This window comes from Streptomyces sp. NPDC002868 (assembly GCF_055563295.1).
The window spans coordinates 362,096-379,293 of sequence record NZ_JBVHDR010000007.1 but is presented as its reverse complement, the minus strand read 5'-3'; the positions used below and the strand labels follow the sequence as shown (position 1 = coordinate 379,293).

At 71.2% G+C, this 17,198-nt stretch carries 13 protein-coding genes; 5 read left to right on the top strand and 8 right to left on the bottom strand.

Translation table 11 applies throughout. The annotated features are described in order from the left end of the window. The first annotated feature begins 130 nt into the window (after nucleotides 1-130). Nucleotides 131-1,156 (top strand): GDSL-type esterase/lipase family protein, encoded by a 1,026-nt coding sequence (locus tag ACZ3H8_RS23160; RefSeq protein WP_467404680.1) that lies wholly within the window; start codon nucleotides 131-133, stop codon nucleotides 1,154-1,156. Nucleotides 1,157-1,203: 47 nt separating this feature from the next. Next, complete coding sequence (locus ACZ3H8_RS23155) at nucleotides 1,204-1,602, top strand: ATP-binding protein (protein WP_467404679.1); 399 nt, start codon at nucleotides 1,204-1,206, stop codon at nucleotides 1,600-1,602. A 102-nt stretch (nucleotides 1,603-1,704) separates the two neighbouring features. On the opposite strand, the gene ACZ3H8_RS23150 is transcribed toward ACZ3H8_RS23155, so the two are convergent. The 4 genes from ACZ3H8_RS23150 to rpe form a co-directional block, all read right to left on the bottom strand. Beyond that, complete coding sequence (locus tag ACZ3H8_RS23150) at nucleotides 1,705-2,580, bottom strand: RNA polymerase sigma factor SigF (RefSeq protein WP_467404676.1); 876 nt, start codon at nucleotides 2,578-2,580, stop codon at nucleotides 1,705-1,707. A gap of 139 nt (nucleotides 2,581-2,719) precedes the next feature. Beyond that, nucleotides 2,720-4,162 (bottom strand): GuaB1 family IMP dehydrogenase-related protein, encoded by a 1,443-nt coding sequence (locus ACZ3H8_RS23145; RefSeq protein WP_467404673.1) that lies wholly within the window; start codon nucleotides 4,160-4,162, stop codon nucleotides 2,720-2,722. Between the two features lie 218 nt (nucleotides 4,163-4,380). Further along, on the bottom strand, nucleotides 4,381-5,415 hold the full coding sequence (locus ACZ3H8_RS23140; RefSeq protein WP_307664672.1) for a sugar-binding transcriptional regulator: 1,035 nt from the start codon (nucleotides 5,413-5,415) through the stop codon (nucleotides 4,381-4,383). Between the two features lie 75 nt (nucleotides 5,416-5,490). Beyond that, the gene (rpe, locus tag ACZ3H8_RS23135) at nucleotides 5,491-6,177 is read right to left on the bottom strand and encodes a ribulose-phosphate 3-epimerase (RefSeq protein ID WP_467404670.1); all 687 of its coding nucleotides are present in this window, start codon (nucleotides 6,175-6,177) and stop codon (nucleotides 5,491-5,493) included. A 135-nt stretch (nucleotides 6,178-6,312) separates the two neighbouring features. Between rpe and ACZ3H8_RS23130 the strand changes: the two genes are divergently transcribed. Continuing rightward, nucleotides 6,313-8,508, top strand: coding sequence for an MMPL family transporter (locus ACZ3H8_RS23130; protein ID WP_467404667.1), 2,196 nt, complete (start codon nucleotides 6,313-6,315; stop codon nucleotides 8,506-8,508). A gap of 339 nt (nucleotides 8,509-8,847) precedes the next feature. Continuing rightward, nucleotides 8,848-10,074, top strand: coding sequence for a branched-chain amino acid ABC transporter substrate-binding protein (locus ACZ3H8_RS23125; protein WP_467404665.1), 1,227 nt, complete (start codon nucleotides 8,848-8,850; stop codon nucleotides 10,072-10,074). Nucleotides 10,075-10,336: 262 nt separating this feature from the next. On the opposite strand, the gene ACZ3H8_RS23120 is transcribed toward ACZ3H8_RS23125, so the two are convergent. Together ACZ3H8_RS23120 and fmt are read right to left on the bottom strand one after the other, a co-directional pair. Next, nucleotides 10,337-11,770: an RsmB/NOP family class I SAM-dependent RNA methyltransferase gene (locus ACZ3H8_RS23120; RefSeq protein WP_467404663.1), complete on the bottom strand. Its 1,434-nt coding sequence runs from the start codon at nucleotides 11,768-11,770 to the stop codon at nucleotides 10,337-10,339. 122 nt (nucleotides 11,771-11,892) lie between these two features. Beyond that, entirely contained in the window at nucleotides 11,893-12,837 is a 945-nt protein-coding gene (gene fmt / locus ACZ3H8_RS23115; RefSeq protein ID WP_467404661.1) for a methionyl-tRNA formyltransferase, read from the bottom strand. Nucleotides 12,838-13,087: 250 nt separating this feature from the next. Here fmt and ACZ3H8_RS23110 point away from each other — a divergent pair, with 250 nt between their 5' ends. Further along, nucleotides 13,088-13,624, top strand: a complete 537-nt coding sequence (locus ACZ3H8_RS23110; protein WP_467404660.1) for a hypothetical protein — start codon at nucleotides 13,088-13,090, stop codon at nucleotides 13,622-13,624. A gap of 125 nt (nucleotides 13,625-13,749) precedes the next feature. Here the strand turns inward: ACZ3H8_RS23110 and ACZ3H8_RS23105 are convergent, their stop codons facing one another. Beyond that, nucleotides 13,750-15,894: a primosomal protein N' gene (locus ACZ3H8_RS23105; protein ID WP_467404658.1), complete on the bottom strand. Its 2,145-nt coding sequence runs from the start codon at nucleotides 15,892-15,894 to the stop codon at nucleotides 13,750-13,752. A gap of 81 nt (nucleotides 15,895-15,975) precedes the next feature. Continuing rightward, complete coding sequence (metK, locus tag ACZ3H8_RS23100; RefSeq protein ID WP_467404656.1) at nucleotides 15,976-17,184, bottom strand: methionine adenosyltransferase; 1,209 nt, start codon at nucleotides 17,182-17,184, stop codon at nucleotides 15,976-15,978. Nucleotides 17,185-17,198: the final 14 nt, after the last annotated feature.

The following is a 17,198-nucleotide window of genomic DNA, read 5'->3' as shown; positions in this document are numbered from 1 at the left end:
ACAACTGACTACCGGTGGTTACCCACCGGTAGGGGCAGTCAAGCTACGCGACGTGGCATGGACAACGCAATGTTCCTGCAGGTAACTGAGCAGCGGTGACTGAACAGCACCCCGACCCGCGGAGGTTCGCGTGACCTGGCTCGATCCCAGCCCCTTTCTGCGCGGGGTGGCATGGCTGGACGACGGGCGGGCGGTGCGCGCCGACCCGGCGGATCTGGCCAGGCTGCCGTGGGACGCCGGCGAGCGCGCGACGCTGCCCATCGGCGTACGGCTGGAGTTCACGGCCGAGGGCGCTCAGGCGGTCGAGATCCGCTACCGCGCCTCAGTGCCGGGGCCGACCGACGCGCTGCGGGAGATCGCCCACTGCTTCGCCCTGTGGCATGGAGGCAGCTGTGTCTCCGAGACGATCGTCGAACCCGCCGAGGAGGCGGTTGTCACCCTCCGCCTCCCGGCAGGCGCCGAGGGGCCGTTCACCATCCATCCGCCCGAAGCCCAGTGCCCCGTGATCCTGGGGCTGCGGGCCGTCGGCGGGTCCGTAGCGCCCGCCCCGCGGCAGCCGCGCTGGGTCGTCCACGGCGACTCCATCACCGAGGGCTGGTGGTCCACCCGCCCGGCCCACTCCTGGCCCGCCGTCGCCGGGCGGGCCCTCGGCCTGGACACGGTCAACCTCGGCTACGCCGGAGCTGCCCGCGGCGAACTGGCCACCGCGGAACAGCTCGCGGCACTCCCGGCCGACGCGATCACGCTCGCCTTCGGCACCAACTGCTGGACGGGGATCCCCTTTTCGGGTCCGCTGCTGTACGAGACGACGCGCGCATTCATCGCGCTCGTACGCCAGGGGCACCCGCACACCCCGCTGCTGCTGGTCTCCCCCGTGCTGCGCCCCGACGCCGAGCAGACCCCCAACCGCCTCGGCGCCACGCTCGCCGAGCTGCGTACGGCGATGGAGGAGGCCGTCGTCGACCTCATGGGCGGCGGCTCCGGCTCCGGCTCCGGCGACAAGCGGCTCGCGCTTCTGTCGGGACGCGATCTGATCGGACCCGGACAGCTGGCCGACGGCGTGCACCCCGACGACGAGGGCCATGCGGCACTGGCGGCCGCGGTCGCCGATGCGCTGCGTACGACACTCTCGTCATCCCGGTCGGGCGAGACGTAATGTGCACGGGCTGATAGAAGGGCGACAAGTGGGGTATGCGAGCCGTGATGAACGCAGAGCCGCACGTGGTGATTGACCAGTCGCCGCACAGAGACAGCGCGGGGGCCCGCCGGGCCGCCGCGGAATTCCTGCTGCAGCACTGCCCCTGGGCCGACCTCGACGCGGTGCTGCTGGTCGTCTCCGAGCTGGTCGCCAACGCGGCCCGGCACACCGCGGGCTGGTGGCAGCTGCATCTGACGGCAGGGCAGGACACGCTGGTGGTGAAGATGGACGACTCCAGCCCGCTGCCTCCCGTGCCGCGCGAACCCGACTTCACCGGCGGCGGCGGATTCGGCTGGCACATGGTGCTGAAGCTCGCGGGACGGGTGGAGGTCCGCCCGCTGCCGTACGGCAAGCGGGTCCAGGCGACCTGGATGCGGCCGGTGGCAGCGCCGTCCCCCTGCTGACCCGGACACACCCACAAGCCCGGACACACCCACAAGCGGCGTCCCGGCCGACCGGGACGCCGCTTCTCCCGTGGGGGGATTGGGCTGGTGCTCCGTGTCAGGTCACTCCACGGCGAGCAGTCCCGCACGCAGCCGCGACGTGATGCGCGTCAGCAGCCGGGACACATGCATCTGCGAGACGCCCAGCTCCGCGCCGATCTCCGACTGGGTCATCTCCTCGCCGAAGCGCATCCGCAGGATGCGCCTGTCCCGGTCGTCGAGCTCCTCGATGAGCGGCTTGAGCGCCTGGACGTTCTCCGCGGTCTCCAGGTCGGCGTCGGGCGCGCCCAGCCGGTCGGACAGCGGCACCGGAGCGTGGTCGGAGGCGTCGTCCATCGGCATGTCGATCGAGCCTGCCGTATAGCCGTTGCTGGCGACCACGCCCTCGATGATCTCTTCCTCGTCGCGCCCGAGGTGCTGGGCGAGTTCGGCCGTGCTCGGCGCGCGGTCCAGTTCCTGGGAGAGCTCGTCGGTCGCCTTCGCCAGATCGATCCGCAACTCCTGCAGCCTGCGCGGCACATGCACGGCCCAGCTGGTGTCACGGAAGAACCGCTTGATCTCACCGATGATGTACGGAACGGCGAACGTCGCGAACTCCACCTCGCGGCTCAGCTCGAACCGGTCGATCGCCTTGATCAGGCCGATGGTGCCGACCTGGACGATGTCCTCCATCTGCTCGGCCCGGTTGCGGAACCGGCCTGCCGCGTACCTGACCAGCGCCAGGTTCAGCTCAATGAGCGTGTTGCGTACGTACTGGTGCGCGTGCGTTCCCTCTTCCAGCGAAGCGAGCCGTACGAAGAAGACCTTCGAGATCTCGCGTGCGTCGCTGGGAGCCACCTCCCCAGGATTGGGCACGTGCGGAAGATCCAGTTCCGCCATGTTCGGGCACCGTGTTCCAGGCTGTGTGAGTTCGGTCGTAACCGTGCTCGCCGTGGACACTTTGTCCTCCCCTGCTCGTGGTCAGTGCAGGGCGCGTATACCCCGGTTGTCGCCACACATGCCTGGCCCGGCGGGGAGTTGATGGGAAAAGCCGCGTCCGGCCGCCGCGGATCGCGGGGCCGGACGCTGATGGCTCGTACTAGTTCCAGCTGGCGTGCAGCGGCTTGCCCTCGGCGTAACCGGCGGCGCTCTGGACGCCGACGATCGCCTTCTCGGCGAACTCCTCGAGGGAGCCCGCGCCCGCGTAGGTGCAGGAGGAGCGGACGCCCGCGATGATCGAGTCGATCAGGTCCTCGACGCCCGGACGGGTCGGGTCGAGGAACATCCGCGAGGTGGAGATGCCCTCTTCGAACAGCGCCTTGCGGGCCCGGTCGTACGCCGACTCCTCGCTCGTACGGTTACGGACGGCACGCGCGGAAGCCATGCCGAAGGACTCCTTGTACAGACGCCCGTCGGCGGTCTGCTGGAGGTCGCCCGGGGACTCGTAGGTCCCGGCGAACCAGGAGCCGACCATGACGTTCGAGGCGCCGGCGGCGAGTGCCATGGCGACGTCGCGCGGGTGGCGGATACCGCCGTCGGCCCAGACGTGCTTGCCGAACTTCTTCGCCTCGGCGGCGCACTCCAGCACGGCCGAGAACTGCGGCCTGCCCACGCCGGTCATCATGCGGGTGGTGCACATGGCGCCGGGGCCCACACCGACCTTGATGATGTCCGCGCCGGCTTCGACGAGATCGCGCACGCCCTCGGCGGCCACGATGTTGCCCGCGACGATCGGCACCTGCGGGTCGAGCCCGCGGACCGCCTTGATCGCGCTGATCATCGACTCCTGGTGACCGTGCGCGGTGTCGACGACCAGGGTGTCGACGCCCGCGTCGAGGAGCTGCTTGGCCTTGCTCGCCACATTGCCGTTGATGCCGACGGCGGCGGCGATGCGCAGCCGGCCATCGGCGTCGACGGCGGGGGTGTAGAGGGTCGCGCGCAGGGCGCCCTTGCGGGTGAGGATGCCGGCGAGCCGGCCGTCCTTGTCCACGGCGGGGGCGTACCGGCGGTTGGCGTGGTCGAGCTTGTTGAAGGCGTCGCGCGGGTCGATGTCCGCGTCGAGCAGCAGCAGGTCCCTGGACATGACCTCGGACAGCTGGGTGAAGCGGTCGACCCCGGACAGGTCGGCGTCGGTGACGACACCGACGGGCCGGTGGTCCGCGTCGACGACGACACCGGCGTCGTGCGCCCGCTTCGGCAACAGGGACAGCGCGTCGGCGACGGTCTGACCGGGGGCGAGCACGATCGGGGTGTCGAGGACGAGGTGGCGCGTCTTGACCCAGGAGATGACGTCGGTGACGACCTCGATCGGGATGTCCTGGGGGATGACGACGAGGCCACCGCGGCGGGCGAGCGTCTCGGCCATCCGGCGTCCCGCGATGGCGGTCATGTTCGCGACGACCAGCGGGATGGTGGTGCCGGAGCCGTCGCGCGAGGAGAGGTCCACGCCCTGACGGGAGCCGACGGCCGAGCGGCTCGGCACCATGAATACGTCGTCGTACGTCAGGTCGTACGGCGGCTTCAGGTCATTGAGGAAACGCACGTGCAGAACATCCCAGTCGATCGGAGTTGGCCCCCGGGCATTTCAGCCGGGGAAATCGCACGTACTTCATTGTCCCATGGCGACGAGAATGCGATGCCGGGAGAAAACTCCAGCTCACGGGGGTGCCGTCGAGCAGATCCTCCAAAATGATCCGCCCGGCGCCCCCGCCCACAACGTCTGCTGATGGCCCGCGCCGACTCGGCCGCCCGCGTCCTCGCTCAGTCGTCCGGGTCTGCCCGGTCCAGCGCCGGTCGCTGTCCCGGCGGGGCCTTCAGCAGCTGGTCCGCCGCCGCCGTGTCCGTCACCAGGCTGGTCACAAGCCCGGAGCGCAGTACGGCCCCGATCGCCTCCGCCTTGCGCTGGCCGCCCGCGATCGCCACCACCTCGGGGATACGGCGCAGCCTGTCCGCCTCGACCGTGATGCACCGCTCGCCCAGGTCACGGCCGACCCGTCGGCCCTCCGCGTCGAAGAGATGCGCCGACATCTCGGCGGCGACGCCGAGCGAGGCGTAGTGCGCGCGCTCCTCGTCGGTGAGCATGTCGTGCACGGTCGAGATGCCCGGCTCCCAGGAGCCGATGGAGACGGCCGCGACGGTGACCTTGTCGAAGTACTCGAAGGCGCGGGCGATGCCGGTCTGGCTGCGCAGCGCCGCGGCGGTCGCCGGGTCGGGCAGCAGCATCGGGGCGTAGATGGGGTGGGCCTCGCCGCCGGAGACCTGGGCGGCGCGCCGTACCGCCTCGACCGAGCCGCGCTCGGCGGTCCCCGCGTCGTACACGCCGGTGAGCTGCACGACCGTGCACGGCGGCAGCCGGTCGAGCGCGGCGGCCATGTGGATGGTGGACCGGCCCCAGGCCAGCCCCAGCACATCGCCCTCGTTCACAAGCTCGCCGAGCAGATCGGCGGCCACTTCGCCGAGGTTCTCCGGGTCGGGCGACTCGTCGGCACCCTCCGCGGGGGATTCGACAACGACCGCGTGCCGCAGTCCGTAGCGTGCGCGGAGCGCGTCGGAGCGCTCGGCGTCCAGTTCCGCGGGTACGCGGATCTCGATCCGTACGAGATCACGCTCGAGCGCCGTCTCCAGGACCCGCGCGACTTTGAAGCGGCTGACGCCGAACTCCTCCGCGATCTGGATCTTGGATTTGCCCTCGAGGTAGAAGCGGCGGGCCATGGCCGCCGCCTGCACCAGCTCCGCGGGTCCCATCCGCATGGCTGACCGGCCCGTCGACACCGCGATCTCCTCACTGCTGTACACACTCCGGATCCGTCATCCTGTCAGATCCGGCGGTTCTTGATCAGCCCTGATGGGCTGAGTTCACTTGCTTGTGGCTCAGTGGTCGCACGCCCAGGGCGCCGAGGCCAGGGTCTGCTGCGCCTTCGTACGCAACGCACGCACCGCCTGTGCCGGGTCCTGGGCGCCGTAGACCGCCGAGCCGGCGACGAACACATCCGCGCCGGCCTCGGCGCACCGCTCAATCGTGGAATCCGAGACGCCGCCGTCGACCTGCAGCCACAGCTCCAGACCGTGCTTGGCGATGAGCTCCCGGGTACGGCGGATCTTCGGCAGCATGATGTCGAGAAAGGCCTGGCCGCCGAAGCCCGGCTCCACGGTCATGATCAGCAGCATGTCGAGCTCGGGGAGCAGGTCCTCGTAAGGCTCGATCGGGGTGGCGGGCTTGAGTGCCATCGAGGCACGGGCGCCCTTGGACCGGATCTCGCGCGCCAGCCGTACGGGCGCGGCCGCGGCCTCGACATGGAAGGTGACGGATCCGGCCCCCGCTTCGACGTACTGCGGGGCCCAGCGATCGGGGTCATCGATCATCAGATGGCAGTCCAGCGGGGTGTCCGTCGCGCGGCTGAGGGATTCCACGACCGGCACACCCAGGGTGAGGTTGGGCACGAAGTGGTTGTCCATCACGTCGACATGGAGCCAGTCGGCGCCCTCGACTGCCCTGGCCTCCTCCGCCAGGCGGGAGAAGTCGGCGGAAAGAATGCTTGGATTGATCTGAACGGCCATGTGCCAAGCCTGCCACGTTCCGGGGCTCTTCCTCTCCCCGGTCTGTCTCTCGGTACGGACCAAGGGCTCCCGGGATCAGTACAGTCCGTGCAATCCTGGCGATTCGGCCCGTCGCGAGGGGCTATTGGGGGCGTCATGCCGGGCGCACAGGAGCTTCAGCCACCACCAAGACAACGCGTCGCCCATCTGGTCTGCGGGCGGCGCAGCAAGTGGGTTGTGGTGGTGCTGTGGCTGGCGGTGATGGTGCTCGCCTTCCCCCTGGCACAGAAGCTCACCGACGCCCAGGACAACGACGCCTCGTCCTGGCTGCCCGGCAGCGCGGAATCCACTCAAGTCCTGCAGGAATCCGAGGGGTTCAGGCCCGAGGTCGTCCCGGCGATCGTCGTGTACGTACGCGAGAGCGGCCTGACCGCGGCCGATCAACAGCTCATCGCCGACGACGTCGCGGCCATCAAGGAGCTGCGGGAGCACGGGGTGCGCGGCGATGAAGTCCGCGGTCCGGTGCTGGACCGTCCCGACAACCCGCGGGGCGCCCAGGTCTTCGTACCGATCACGATGGACGAGAAGGGCTGGGAGCGGATCGCGCCCGCCGTCGACTCCATCCGCGACGAGACCGGCACCGGCAAGGCAGACCTCGCGGTGCACATCACCGGGCCCGGCGGCACCTCGGCCGACGTCTCCAAGGCCTTCGAAGGCATCGACTCCACGCTGCTGCTCTCGGCGCTCGGTGTCGTGATCGTGATGCTGCTGTTCACCTACCGCAGTCCCACTCTGCTGCTGGTCCCGGTGATCTCGGTGGTCGGCGCGCTTGCCGCCGCGCAGGCGCTGATCTATCTGCTGGCCGAGCACGCCGATCTCACGGTCAACGGGCAGAGCGCGGGCATCTTGACGGTCCTCGTCTTCGGCGCGGGGACGGACTATGCCCTGTTGCTGGTCGCCCGCTACCGCGAGGAGCTGCGCCGCCACGAGGACCGGCACGAGGCGATGGCCCTGGCGCTGCACCGCGCGGGCCCCGCAGTGCTGGCCAGCGGCGCCACGGTGGTGCTGGGCATGCTGGTCCTGCTGGCCGCGGAGATGAACTCCACCAGCGGACTCGGACCCGTCGCCGCTATCGGCGTCGCGGTCGCCCTGCTGGCCATGCTGACGCTGTTCCCCGCGCTGCTGGTGATCTTCGGGCGCTGGATCTTCTGGCCCGCCGTCCCGCACTTCGGCTCGCCCGAGCCGACCGTGCGCGGCTTCTGGGCCCGTACGGGAGGGCGCATCGCCCGCCGCCCGCGCGCGATCTGGGCCGCCACCGCGATCGTCCTCGCCGCCGTCTCCCTGGGCCTGATGCAGCTGCGGGCCGAGGGCATCAGCAACGCCGACTCCTTCACCGAGAAGCCCGATTCGATCGTCGGGCAGGAGGTCCAGAGCCGGTACTTCCCGGCGGGCAGCGGCGATCCGCTGGTGATCGTCAGCAATGCGGAGCAGGCCCGGCAGGTCGGTGAGACCGTCGCGGCGACCCGCGGTGTGGTGCCGCGGTCCATCGCAGTTCCGCCCGGCACCAAACCCGTGCACGACGGCCGGGTGCTGATCGAGGCGACCATGACGGATCCCGCGGACAGCGCGGCCGCCAAGGAGACGGTCGAGCGTGTACGGGATGCGGTGCACGCGGTTCCGGACGCCGACGCGCGAGTGGGCGGCGGCACGGCCGCTCTGCTCGACATGGACGCCGCGACCACCCACGACAACTACCTGATCATCCCGCTGGTACTGGCGATGGTGCTGCTGGTGCTCACAGTGCTGCTGCGGTCCGTGATCGCCCCGCTGCTGCTGATCGGCACCGTCGTGCTGTCCTTCGCGGCGGCCCTTGGCCTGAGCGCGCTCGCGTTCCGGTACCTCTTCGACTACGCGGGCGAGACGACGGACTTCCCGCTCTTCGTCTTCGTCTTCCTGGTGGCGCTGGGCATCGACTACAACATCTTCCTGTCCACCCGGATCCGCGAGGAGGCCGGCCGCCAGGGCACCAGAGCGGGCGTGCTGACCGGCCTGGCGGCGACCGGCGCGGTCATCACCTCGGCGGGCCTGGTCCTCGCGGGCACGTTCGCGGCACTCGGCACACTGCCCATGGTCGCCTTCGCGGAGATCGGCTTCGCGGTGGCGCTCGGCGTGCTGCTCGACACCTTTGTCGTACGGTCCGTGCTGGTCACGGCGCTGTTCCTGGACGTGGGACCGAAGGTGTGGTGGCCGACCAGACCGGCCCGCGAGGACGGGCCGCAGCAGCAGGGCGCGCCGCCGGAGCGGGCGCCTGCGGCGGGCGACACGGTGGGCGGCGCGCCGGCGGACGGCTGAGCCGCGCGCCTCAAGATGTACGCGGAGTGAGCCGCGCACCTCACACCGCGCGCCTCACATGTAGGTTCGCGTTTCCGCTGTCCCGTCCCAAGGCTGACCGGGCAGCCCGTGCCCGCCCGGCGTCCACTGACACGCTCCACCGCCGCATGGTGACCGCGGAAGGGGCCTGATGAAGGGAAGTCCTCCGCCTGAGCAGCGCCATAACAAGAGAATCACATCGGCTCGTCCCCTCTGCTCGCTTCGGTGGACGCCATCTAGAGTCACGCCAGCCGCCGCGCCAGCGGACCGATCTTCGGCCCTGACGACGCGGTCGGCGCCTCGAAGGGGAAAGGACCGATCGTGCGCAACCGTTCTCTCATAGCTGTCACCGCCGCGCTCGCCGCCGGAGCACTCTCGCTCACGGCGTGCGGCTCCCGTGACGCAGGCAAGGCCGACGACGCCTCCGGCGGCGGCTCCACCGTCGTCACCATCGGTTTCGACGCGCCGTTGACCGGGGAGCTCTCCGCTCTCGGCCTCGGCATGAAGAACTCGGTCGACCTCGCCATCAACCAGGCCAACAAGAACAAGGAGGTGCCGGGCGTCACCTTCAAGATCGAGGCTCTCGACGACCAGGCACAGCCCTCCTCCGGCCAGCAGAACGCCACCAAGCTCGTCGCCGACAAGAGCGTCCTCGGAGTCGTCGGCCCGCTGAACTCCTCCGTGGCCCAGTCCATGCAGAAGGTCTTCGACGCCGCCCAGGTTCCCGAGGTCTCGGTGAACACCAACCCCGCCCTCACCCAGGGCGACAAGTGGAACACGGGCGAGAAGGCCCGGCCGTTCAAGACGTACTTCCGGACCGCGACCACGGACGCCATCCAGGGCCCGTTCGCCGCCGAGTACCTGTACAACACGGCCAAGAAGAAGAAGGTCTTCGTCGTCGACGACAAGAAGACCTACGGCGCCGGCCTGGCCGCGACCTTCTCCGCCCACTTCAAGAAGCTCGGCGGCGCGGTCGTCGGCACCGAGCACGTCAACCCGGAGACCAAGGACTTCGGCTCCGTGGCCACCAAGATCAAGAGCTCGGGGGCGGACGTCGTCTACTACGGCGGTGAGTACCCGGTGGCCGGCCCGCTCAGCGCGCAGGTCAAGAAGTCGGGCGCCGCGATCCCGCTCATCGGCGGCGACGCGATCTACAGCGACGAGTACCTCAAGCTCACCGGCGCCCGCGGCGACGGCGACATGGCCACGTCCGTCGGCGCGCCGGTCGAGGACCTGCCCTCCGCCAAGAAGTTCATCGCGGACTACAAGGCGGCCGGGTACAAGGAGGCGTACGGAGCCTACGGTGGCTTCTCCTACGACTCGGCCTGGGCGATCATCCAGGCGGTGAAGGCGGTGGCAAAGGACGGCAAGCTGCCCTCCGACGCCCGCGCCAAGGTCACCGAGGCCGTGCAGAAGGTCTCCTTCGACGGCGTCATGGGCAAGGTCGCCTTCGACGAATACGGCGACGCCACCAACAAGCAGCTCACCGTCTACAAGGTCACGGGCGGTGCCTGGAAGGCGGAGACCACCGGCACGTTCGGAGGCTGACCGACCGCGCGGTCGCACGTACGAGGCCAGGCTGCTCCCTGCTGTACGGATGGAGCAGCCCGGCCCCGCCGCTGCTCCGCCCTTGCCACCGGGCGTGTCCGAGCCTCGAGGCGCTAGCGGCCGGGGGCGGTCCGGGCGCGGACGGCGTCGACCAGCCCGCCGCCGGTGGCCATGCCGCCGCGTGGCTTGGCGGCAGCGAACGGGGGGCGCAGCCCCGACGTACAGCGTCTTGTCGGGGCCGCCGCGGGGGCCGCCTCGCCGCTCAGGCCGTACGACGCAGCAATGCCAGATACATCGCGTCCGTGCCGTGCAGATGCGGCCACAGCTGTATATCGGGACCGTCGCCCAGCGCAGGCACGCCCGGCATCAGGGGCCTCGCGTCCACCCACTCGGCCTCGGCGGCCGGGCCGCCGCGTCCCTTCAGCACGTCCTCGACGACCACCCGGGTCTCCGCGAGATGCGGCGAGCAGGTCGCGTAGCCGACCACTCCCCCGATCCGTACGGCCGTCAACGCCTCGCGCAGCAACGCGCGTTGGAGCGGCGCGAAGCCTTCCAGGTCCTCGGGACGCCGCCGCCAGCGGGCCTCCGGACGTCGTCGCAGCGCGCCGAGGCCCGAGCACGGGACATCGACGAGCACACGGTCGAAGGAACCCGGCCGCCACGGCGGACGCGTGCCGTCCGCGGCGATGACCTGATACGGGCCGGGGTTGCCCGCCAGCGCCCGTTCGACCAGCCGGGCGCGGTGCGGCTGCTTCTCGGAGGCAAGCAGGGACGCGCCTCGGCCCGCGGCCAGCGCGGCCAGCAGCGCGGCCTTGCCGCCGGGACCTGCGCAGCCGTCGAGCCACCGCTCGTCGGGGCCGTCCAGCGGCGCGTTGGCCAGCGCGATCGCGACGAGCTGACTGCCCTCGTCCTGGACGCCGGCCCGCCCCTCCCGTACGGCTTCGATGGCGCCGGGCTCGCCGCCCTCGGCCAGCCGCACGGCATACGGCGACCAGCGCCCGGGCAGCCCGGACTCCTCGCCCACCGCATCGAGCAGTTCAGCGGCCGTGGAGCGGCCCGGCCGGGCGACGAGCGTCACCTCTGGCCGCTCGTTGTCGGCCTCCAGCAGGTCCTCGATCCCGGCGCGCCCGCCGCCCAGCGAGTCCCACAGCGCGGAGACAACCCACCGCGGATGCGAGTGCACCACGGCCAGATGGTCCTCGGCGTCCTTGTCGTACGGCGGAGCAACCCGCTCCAGCCAGGCGTCCAGGTCGTCCTGCGCGATCTTGCGCAGGACGGCGTTGACGAACTTCGCCCGCCCGTCGCCGAGCACCACCCGCGCCAGCTCCACGCTCGCCGACACGGCGGCGTGGGTGGGGATCCGCGTCCCGAGCAACTGGTGCGCACCGAGCGCCAGCACATCGAGCACCGGCGGGTCGACCTCGCGCAGCGGCCGGTCGATGCACGTCGCGATGATCGCGTCGTACGTGCCCTGGCGGCGCAGCGTCCCGTACACCAGCTCGGTGGCGAGCGCCGCGTCGCGGCCGTCGAAGTCGTCCTTCTCGCGGGCTTTCTTCAGCAGCGGCGGCAGTACGAGATTGGCGTACGCGTCCCTCTCGTCGACGGCCCGCAGCGCCTCGAAGGCCAGGATCCGCACGGGATCCTTCTTGGGGCGGCGGTACGGCTTGGGGGGACGGCGACGTGCCTGCTCGTTCAAAGGTGCTCCGCTGTTGCTGTGTCTTCCCGGGGGACACCCCCGGACCCCGGCCGGAGGGCAGGCCCGCAGGGCCGACCGGCCCGGGTATCGCGAGGTGAACCTCAGTGAAAGGTCGAACCCTCTCAGCCTACGTCCGTGCCGCCCACCCTCTCGCCCGGGGCGATGCGCACCCCGCGCGCCCAGTCGGCGGCGCGCATCGGCTTCTTGCCCTGCGGCTGGACCCAGAGCAGCTCGACGGCGTGCGATCCGGTTCCGACGTAGACGTTGTTCTTGCCGACGGAGAGCTCCCCGGGCGCGAGGTCCGTACGGTCGGGCACCAGCGCCGCCTGGATCAGCTTGAGCCGTTCCCCGCGGAAGACCGTCCACGCGCCCGGCGCGGGGGTGCAGCCGCGGACGACGCGGTCGACGCGGAGCGCCGGAGCCTTCCAGTCCACATGCGCGTCCTCGACCGTGATCTTCGGCGCGAGCCAGACGCCCTCGGCCGGCTGCGGCACGGCCTTCAGGGTGCCGTCCTCGATACCGTCCATGGTCGCGACGAGTAGTCCGGAGCCGGCGAAGGCAAGCCGGGTGAGCAGGTCACCGCTGGTGTCGGTGGGCCGTACATGCTCGGTGATCACGCCGTACACCGGACCTGAGTCGAGGCCTTCCTCGATCTGGAAGGTCGCGGCGCCCGTCATCTCGTCCCCGGCGAGGATGGCGTGCTGGACCGGTGCGGCGCCGCGCCAGGCGGGCAGCAGCGAGAAGTGCAGATTGACCCAGCCGTGCCGGGGCACGTCCAGGGCCACCTTGGGCAGCAGCGCGCCGTAGGCGACGACCGGGCAGCAGTCGGGCGCGATCTCGCGCAGCCGCGCCAGGAAGTCCTCGTCCCGCGGCTTGGCCGGCTTGAGCACCTCGATCCCGGCTTCCTCGGCACGCTGGGCGACCGGGCTGGCCACCAGGTGGCGGCCGCGTCCGGCGGGTGCGTCGGGCCGGGTGACGACGGCGGCGACTTCATGCCGGTCGGAGGCGATCAGTGCATCCAGGGAGGGTACGGCGACCTCGGGGGTGCCTGCGAAGACGAGCTTCATCGGTGGCTGACTGCCTCTCAGGCTGGTATGTGCAGATAGCTGGTGGTGCGTACGGTGACGAGCAGCGCACCAGTCTATGGGCCCGGGGTCAGGGGGCGTACGGAGGACCGTGCGCCCCGCGCATATGTGCATACGCCCCCGAAGCGTGACCACATCGCCAGGTAGAGCGTTGGTCAAGAGAGATTGACCGAAACGGGCCGCCCCGGATGCGGCCCGACCCCTTTTCAACGCCGGTTCGAGAGGCTTGTCAATGGCCGACCACGCAACCCACGACGCTCAAGCCCGAGCAAGCCTGCACCTGTTGGTGCGGGACATCGAGCGGGTCCGCCGGCAGGTGGACGCATTGCGCACGCTCACCGCCCAGCTGGGAAATGTCTACCGCCCGCGCCGATCCGGCCCGTCCACAGGCTTCGTCGTCTACGGCAGGGCCCCGGCCCCGACCGTCCGTCTTGCGCAGGAGCTGCGGGACAGCGTCGAGACACTGGTGACCGCGGCGGTGGACTTCGACCGTTCGCTGGGCTTCTCGTGGGACGCGGTGGGCTCGGCGCTCGGGGTGACCAAGCAGGCGGTCCACCGCCGTTACGGCGCGCGACGGGCCACGCAGCAGACGGGCCCGGCGGACATGGACCATGCCGCGGACCCGGCACCGACCCGCACGGTGCCGATGGGCTCGGGCCTGCCGGCCGTCCCCGCCGCCCGCGCGATGCCGCCGCAGCCGGCGGTCAGCGCCCATTCCCTCCGCGAGGAGGCCCGCCCGAGCGCCTTCCCCGGCCCGCGCAACGGCTGACCTACCCCCGGCTGCCCCTGCCCTTGACGGGTGGGGGCAGTCGTCCGCTGTACGTGGGGGCGGGGCGACAGCGCAACGTGCGGCCCGGCCTTGTCCCCATCCCTTAAGCGTCCCTCAGCATCCCGTCAGCCGATGTCCGGCGGGTCGATCCTGATCCGTACCGGCTCGGTGCCCCCGCGGGCCAGCCGGGCCGCCTGTGCCGACTTCAGCGCGGCCGCCAGCGCCGCCCCGCTGCCCGGCGGCACCCTCAGCAGCGCCCGCTCCCACACCTCGCCCACTGGGGGGTCACCCGGCCGCCGTGGTCTGCCCGGATCGGTGACCCGCAGCGGTACCGGGCCCAACAGCTCCGCGTCGCCGGGCAGTTCGGCCGACGCCACAAACGCGGCTATCGCCTCCGCACGGCCCGTCACCGACGCCATCCGGGAGACCGGCGGGAACCCCAGCTGCGCCCGCTCACCCAACTCGCGCTGCGCATGCCCGACCGGGTCCCAGCGCACCAGCGCCTGGACCGGCCGCAGTGTCGGCTCGGCGACGATCACCACCGTGCCGCCCTCGCTCTGCCCGCGCACCAGCGATGCGGCGTCCATCCAGCGCCGCAGCGCGTCCTCGCCCGCCCGCAGGTCGGGCCGCCCCACCATCGCCCAGCCGTCGAGCAGCAGCGCCGCCGCGTATCCACCGTCGGCGACGGGCTCCGCGCCCGGCGTGCTCACCACCAGCGCGGGCCGCCCCGGGACGGTGTCCAGCACATGGTCGCGGCCCGATGTGCGCACCTGGACCGCGGGGAAGGCCCGGCCGAGCTCCTCCGCCGTACGCCGCGCGCCCACGATCTGGGCGCGCAGTCTCGTACTCCCGCACGCGACGCAGTGCCAGTCCACCGCACCGCGTCCGCACCACCCACAGGTCAGATCCCTTTCGTCGGGCGCCTCCAGCGGCCCGGAACAGTGCCGGCACCGCGCGGGCGTGCGGCACCGCTCGCACGCGAGCCTGGGCACATAGCCCCGCCTGGGCACCTGGACCAGCACCGGTCCGCTCTGCAGCCCGTCGCGGACGGTCTGCCAGGCCAGACTCGGCAGCCGCGCCGCCCGCGCCGCCTCGTCTCGCGCCAGCTCCCCGTCCCCGACCGTACGCACCAGGGGCGCGGCGCTGCGTACCTGCTCACGGTCGGCGATCAGCGGCAGGGCCCAGCCGCTCTCCACCAGCTGGGCCGCCTCCACCGTGCAGCTCGTACTCCCCAGCAGGAAGCCGCACTTGTCGTGCGTGGCCCGCAGCTCGAGGACCTCGCGCACATGCGGGAACGGTGCGTTCTCATCGCTGTGGCTGGAGTCGCCGTCGTCCCAGACGGCGACCAGCCCGAGATCCTGTACGGGAGCGAACATCGCGGCCCTCGTCCCGACGACGGCCCGCACCGACCCGCGCCGCACGGCGAGCCACTGCCGGTACCGCTTCTCGGGCCCGGACTCGGCGGTCAGCACCGCATGGCGGCCCTCCCCCAGCAGCGCGGTGAGCGCGGCATCGACCCGCGCCGCACGCCGCCCGTCCGGGACAACGACCAGCGCGCCCCGCCCGGAGGCGAGCGTCGCCACGACGGCCCGCGCCAGCTCGTCCGGCCACTGCGGTCCGGGCAGCGCGGTCCACACGGCCCGCGGCGCACCCCCGGTCGCGAGCGCCTCCACAAACGCCGCCCCGCGGCCGTACCGAACCCAGCTCCCGGCGTCCGGCGCGGCGGGCGGCGGCAGCGGCTCCGGCGAGGGCTTCGACTCGGCACGGCCGTTCCTGGGCGGGATGGCGAGCTGCAGCACATCTGCCAGGCTCCCCGCATACCGATCGGCGACCGCGCGCGCGAGGGCCAGCATCTCCGGGCTGAGCACCGGCTCGGGCGAGACGACATAGGCGAGCGCGGCGAGCGCTCCTCCGTAGTCCGTCTCGGCACGCCGCTCGATGAGAAACCCGTCGATCAGGCCGCCCCCTTCCCGCCGCCCTTCCCGCACCCGGTGCCCCCCGGCCCCGAACCGCACCCGCACCCGAACCCCGGGCTGCGCGTCCGCGTCCAGCTCCTCGGGCACGGCATAGTCGAAATACTGGTCGAGATGGAGCACGCCCTTGTTGACCATCACCCGCGCAACGGGCAGCTCCTTGGCCAGCGCGGCCCCTCGCCAGGTCCGTGGCTTGGCCTTCGGGACCTTGGCCTTGCGGACGGTCTCGCGGATGAGAGCAAGCTGCTCCGGCCCACCGGCGGCGGGCTCTTCGGGCTGCTTGTCGTCGCTGCTCACAGCCAAATTCCTACCAGACGCCACTGACAGCACGGCGGCCCCGGACCTTGTCGGTCCGGGGCCGCCGTGCGCGTGCAGTGTTTACAGACCCACAGCCCTGCGCAGCGCGTCCACGCGGTCCGTGCGCTCCCACGTGAAGTCCGGCAGCTCGCGGCCGAAGTGCCCGTACGCCGCCGTCTGCGCGTAGATCGGGCGCAGCAGATCCAGGTCGCGGATGATGGCCGCCGGGCGCAGGTCGAAGACCTCTCCGATCGCCTGCTCGATCTTGTCCACGTCGATCGTGGCGGTGCCGAAGGTCTCGACGAAGAGGCCGACCGGCTCGGCCTTGCCGATCGCGTACGCGACCTGCACCTCGCAGCGCGCCGCGAGGCCGGCGGCCACGACGTTCTTGGCGACCCAGCGCATCGCGTACGCCGCCGAGCGGTCCACCTTGGACGGGTCCTTGCCGGAGAACGCGCCGCCGCCGTGACGGGCCATGCCGCCGTAGGTGTCGATGATGATCTTGCGGCCGGTGAGGCCGGCGTCGCCCATCGGGCCGCCGATCTCGAACCGTCCGGTCGGGTTGACCAGCAGACGGTAGCCGTCGGTGTCCAGCTTGATGCCGTCGTCCACCAGCTGCTTCAGCACGTGCTCGACGACGAACTCGCGGATGTCGGGAGCGAGCAGCGAGTCCAGGTCGATGTCCGAGGCGTGCTGCGAGGAGACCACGACGGTGTCGAGGCGGACGGCCTTGTCGCCGTCGTACTCGATGGTGACCTGGGTCTTGCCGTCGGGGCGCAGGTAGGGGATGGTCCCGTTCTTGCGGACCTCGGAGAGGCGGCGGGAGAGCCGGTGCGCCAGGTGGATCGGCAGCGGCATCAGCTCGGGCGTCTCGTCGGTGGCGTAGCCGAACATCAGGCCCTGGTCGCCGGCGCCCTGCTTGTCGAGCTCGTCCTCGTCGCCCTCGACGCGCTTCTCGTACGCGGTGTCGACGCCCTGCGCGATGTCCGGCGACTGCGCGCCGATGGAGACCGAGACGCCGCAGGAAGCGCCGTCGAAGCCCTTCTTCGAGGAGTCGTAGCCGATCTCGAGGACCTTGTTGCGAACGAGCGTGGGGATGTCCGCGTACGCCTTGGTGGTCACCTCGCCGGCGACGTGCACCAGACCGGTGGTGATCAAGGTCTCCACGGCGACCCGGGAGGTCGGGTCCTCCCGCAGAAGGGCGTCGAGGATCGTGTCGCTGATCTGGTCAGCGATCTTGTCGGGGTGACCCTCGGTCACAGACTCCGAGGTGAACAGACGACGGGACACAATGCTCCCTGGGG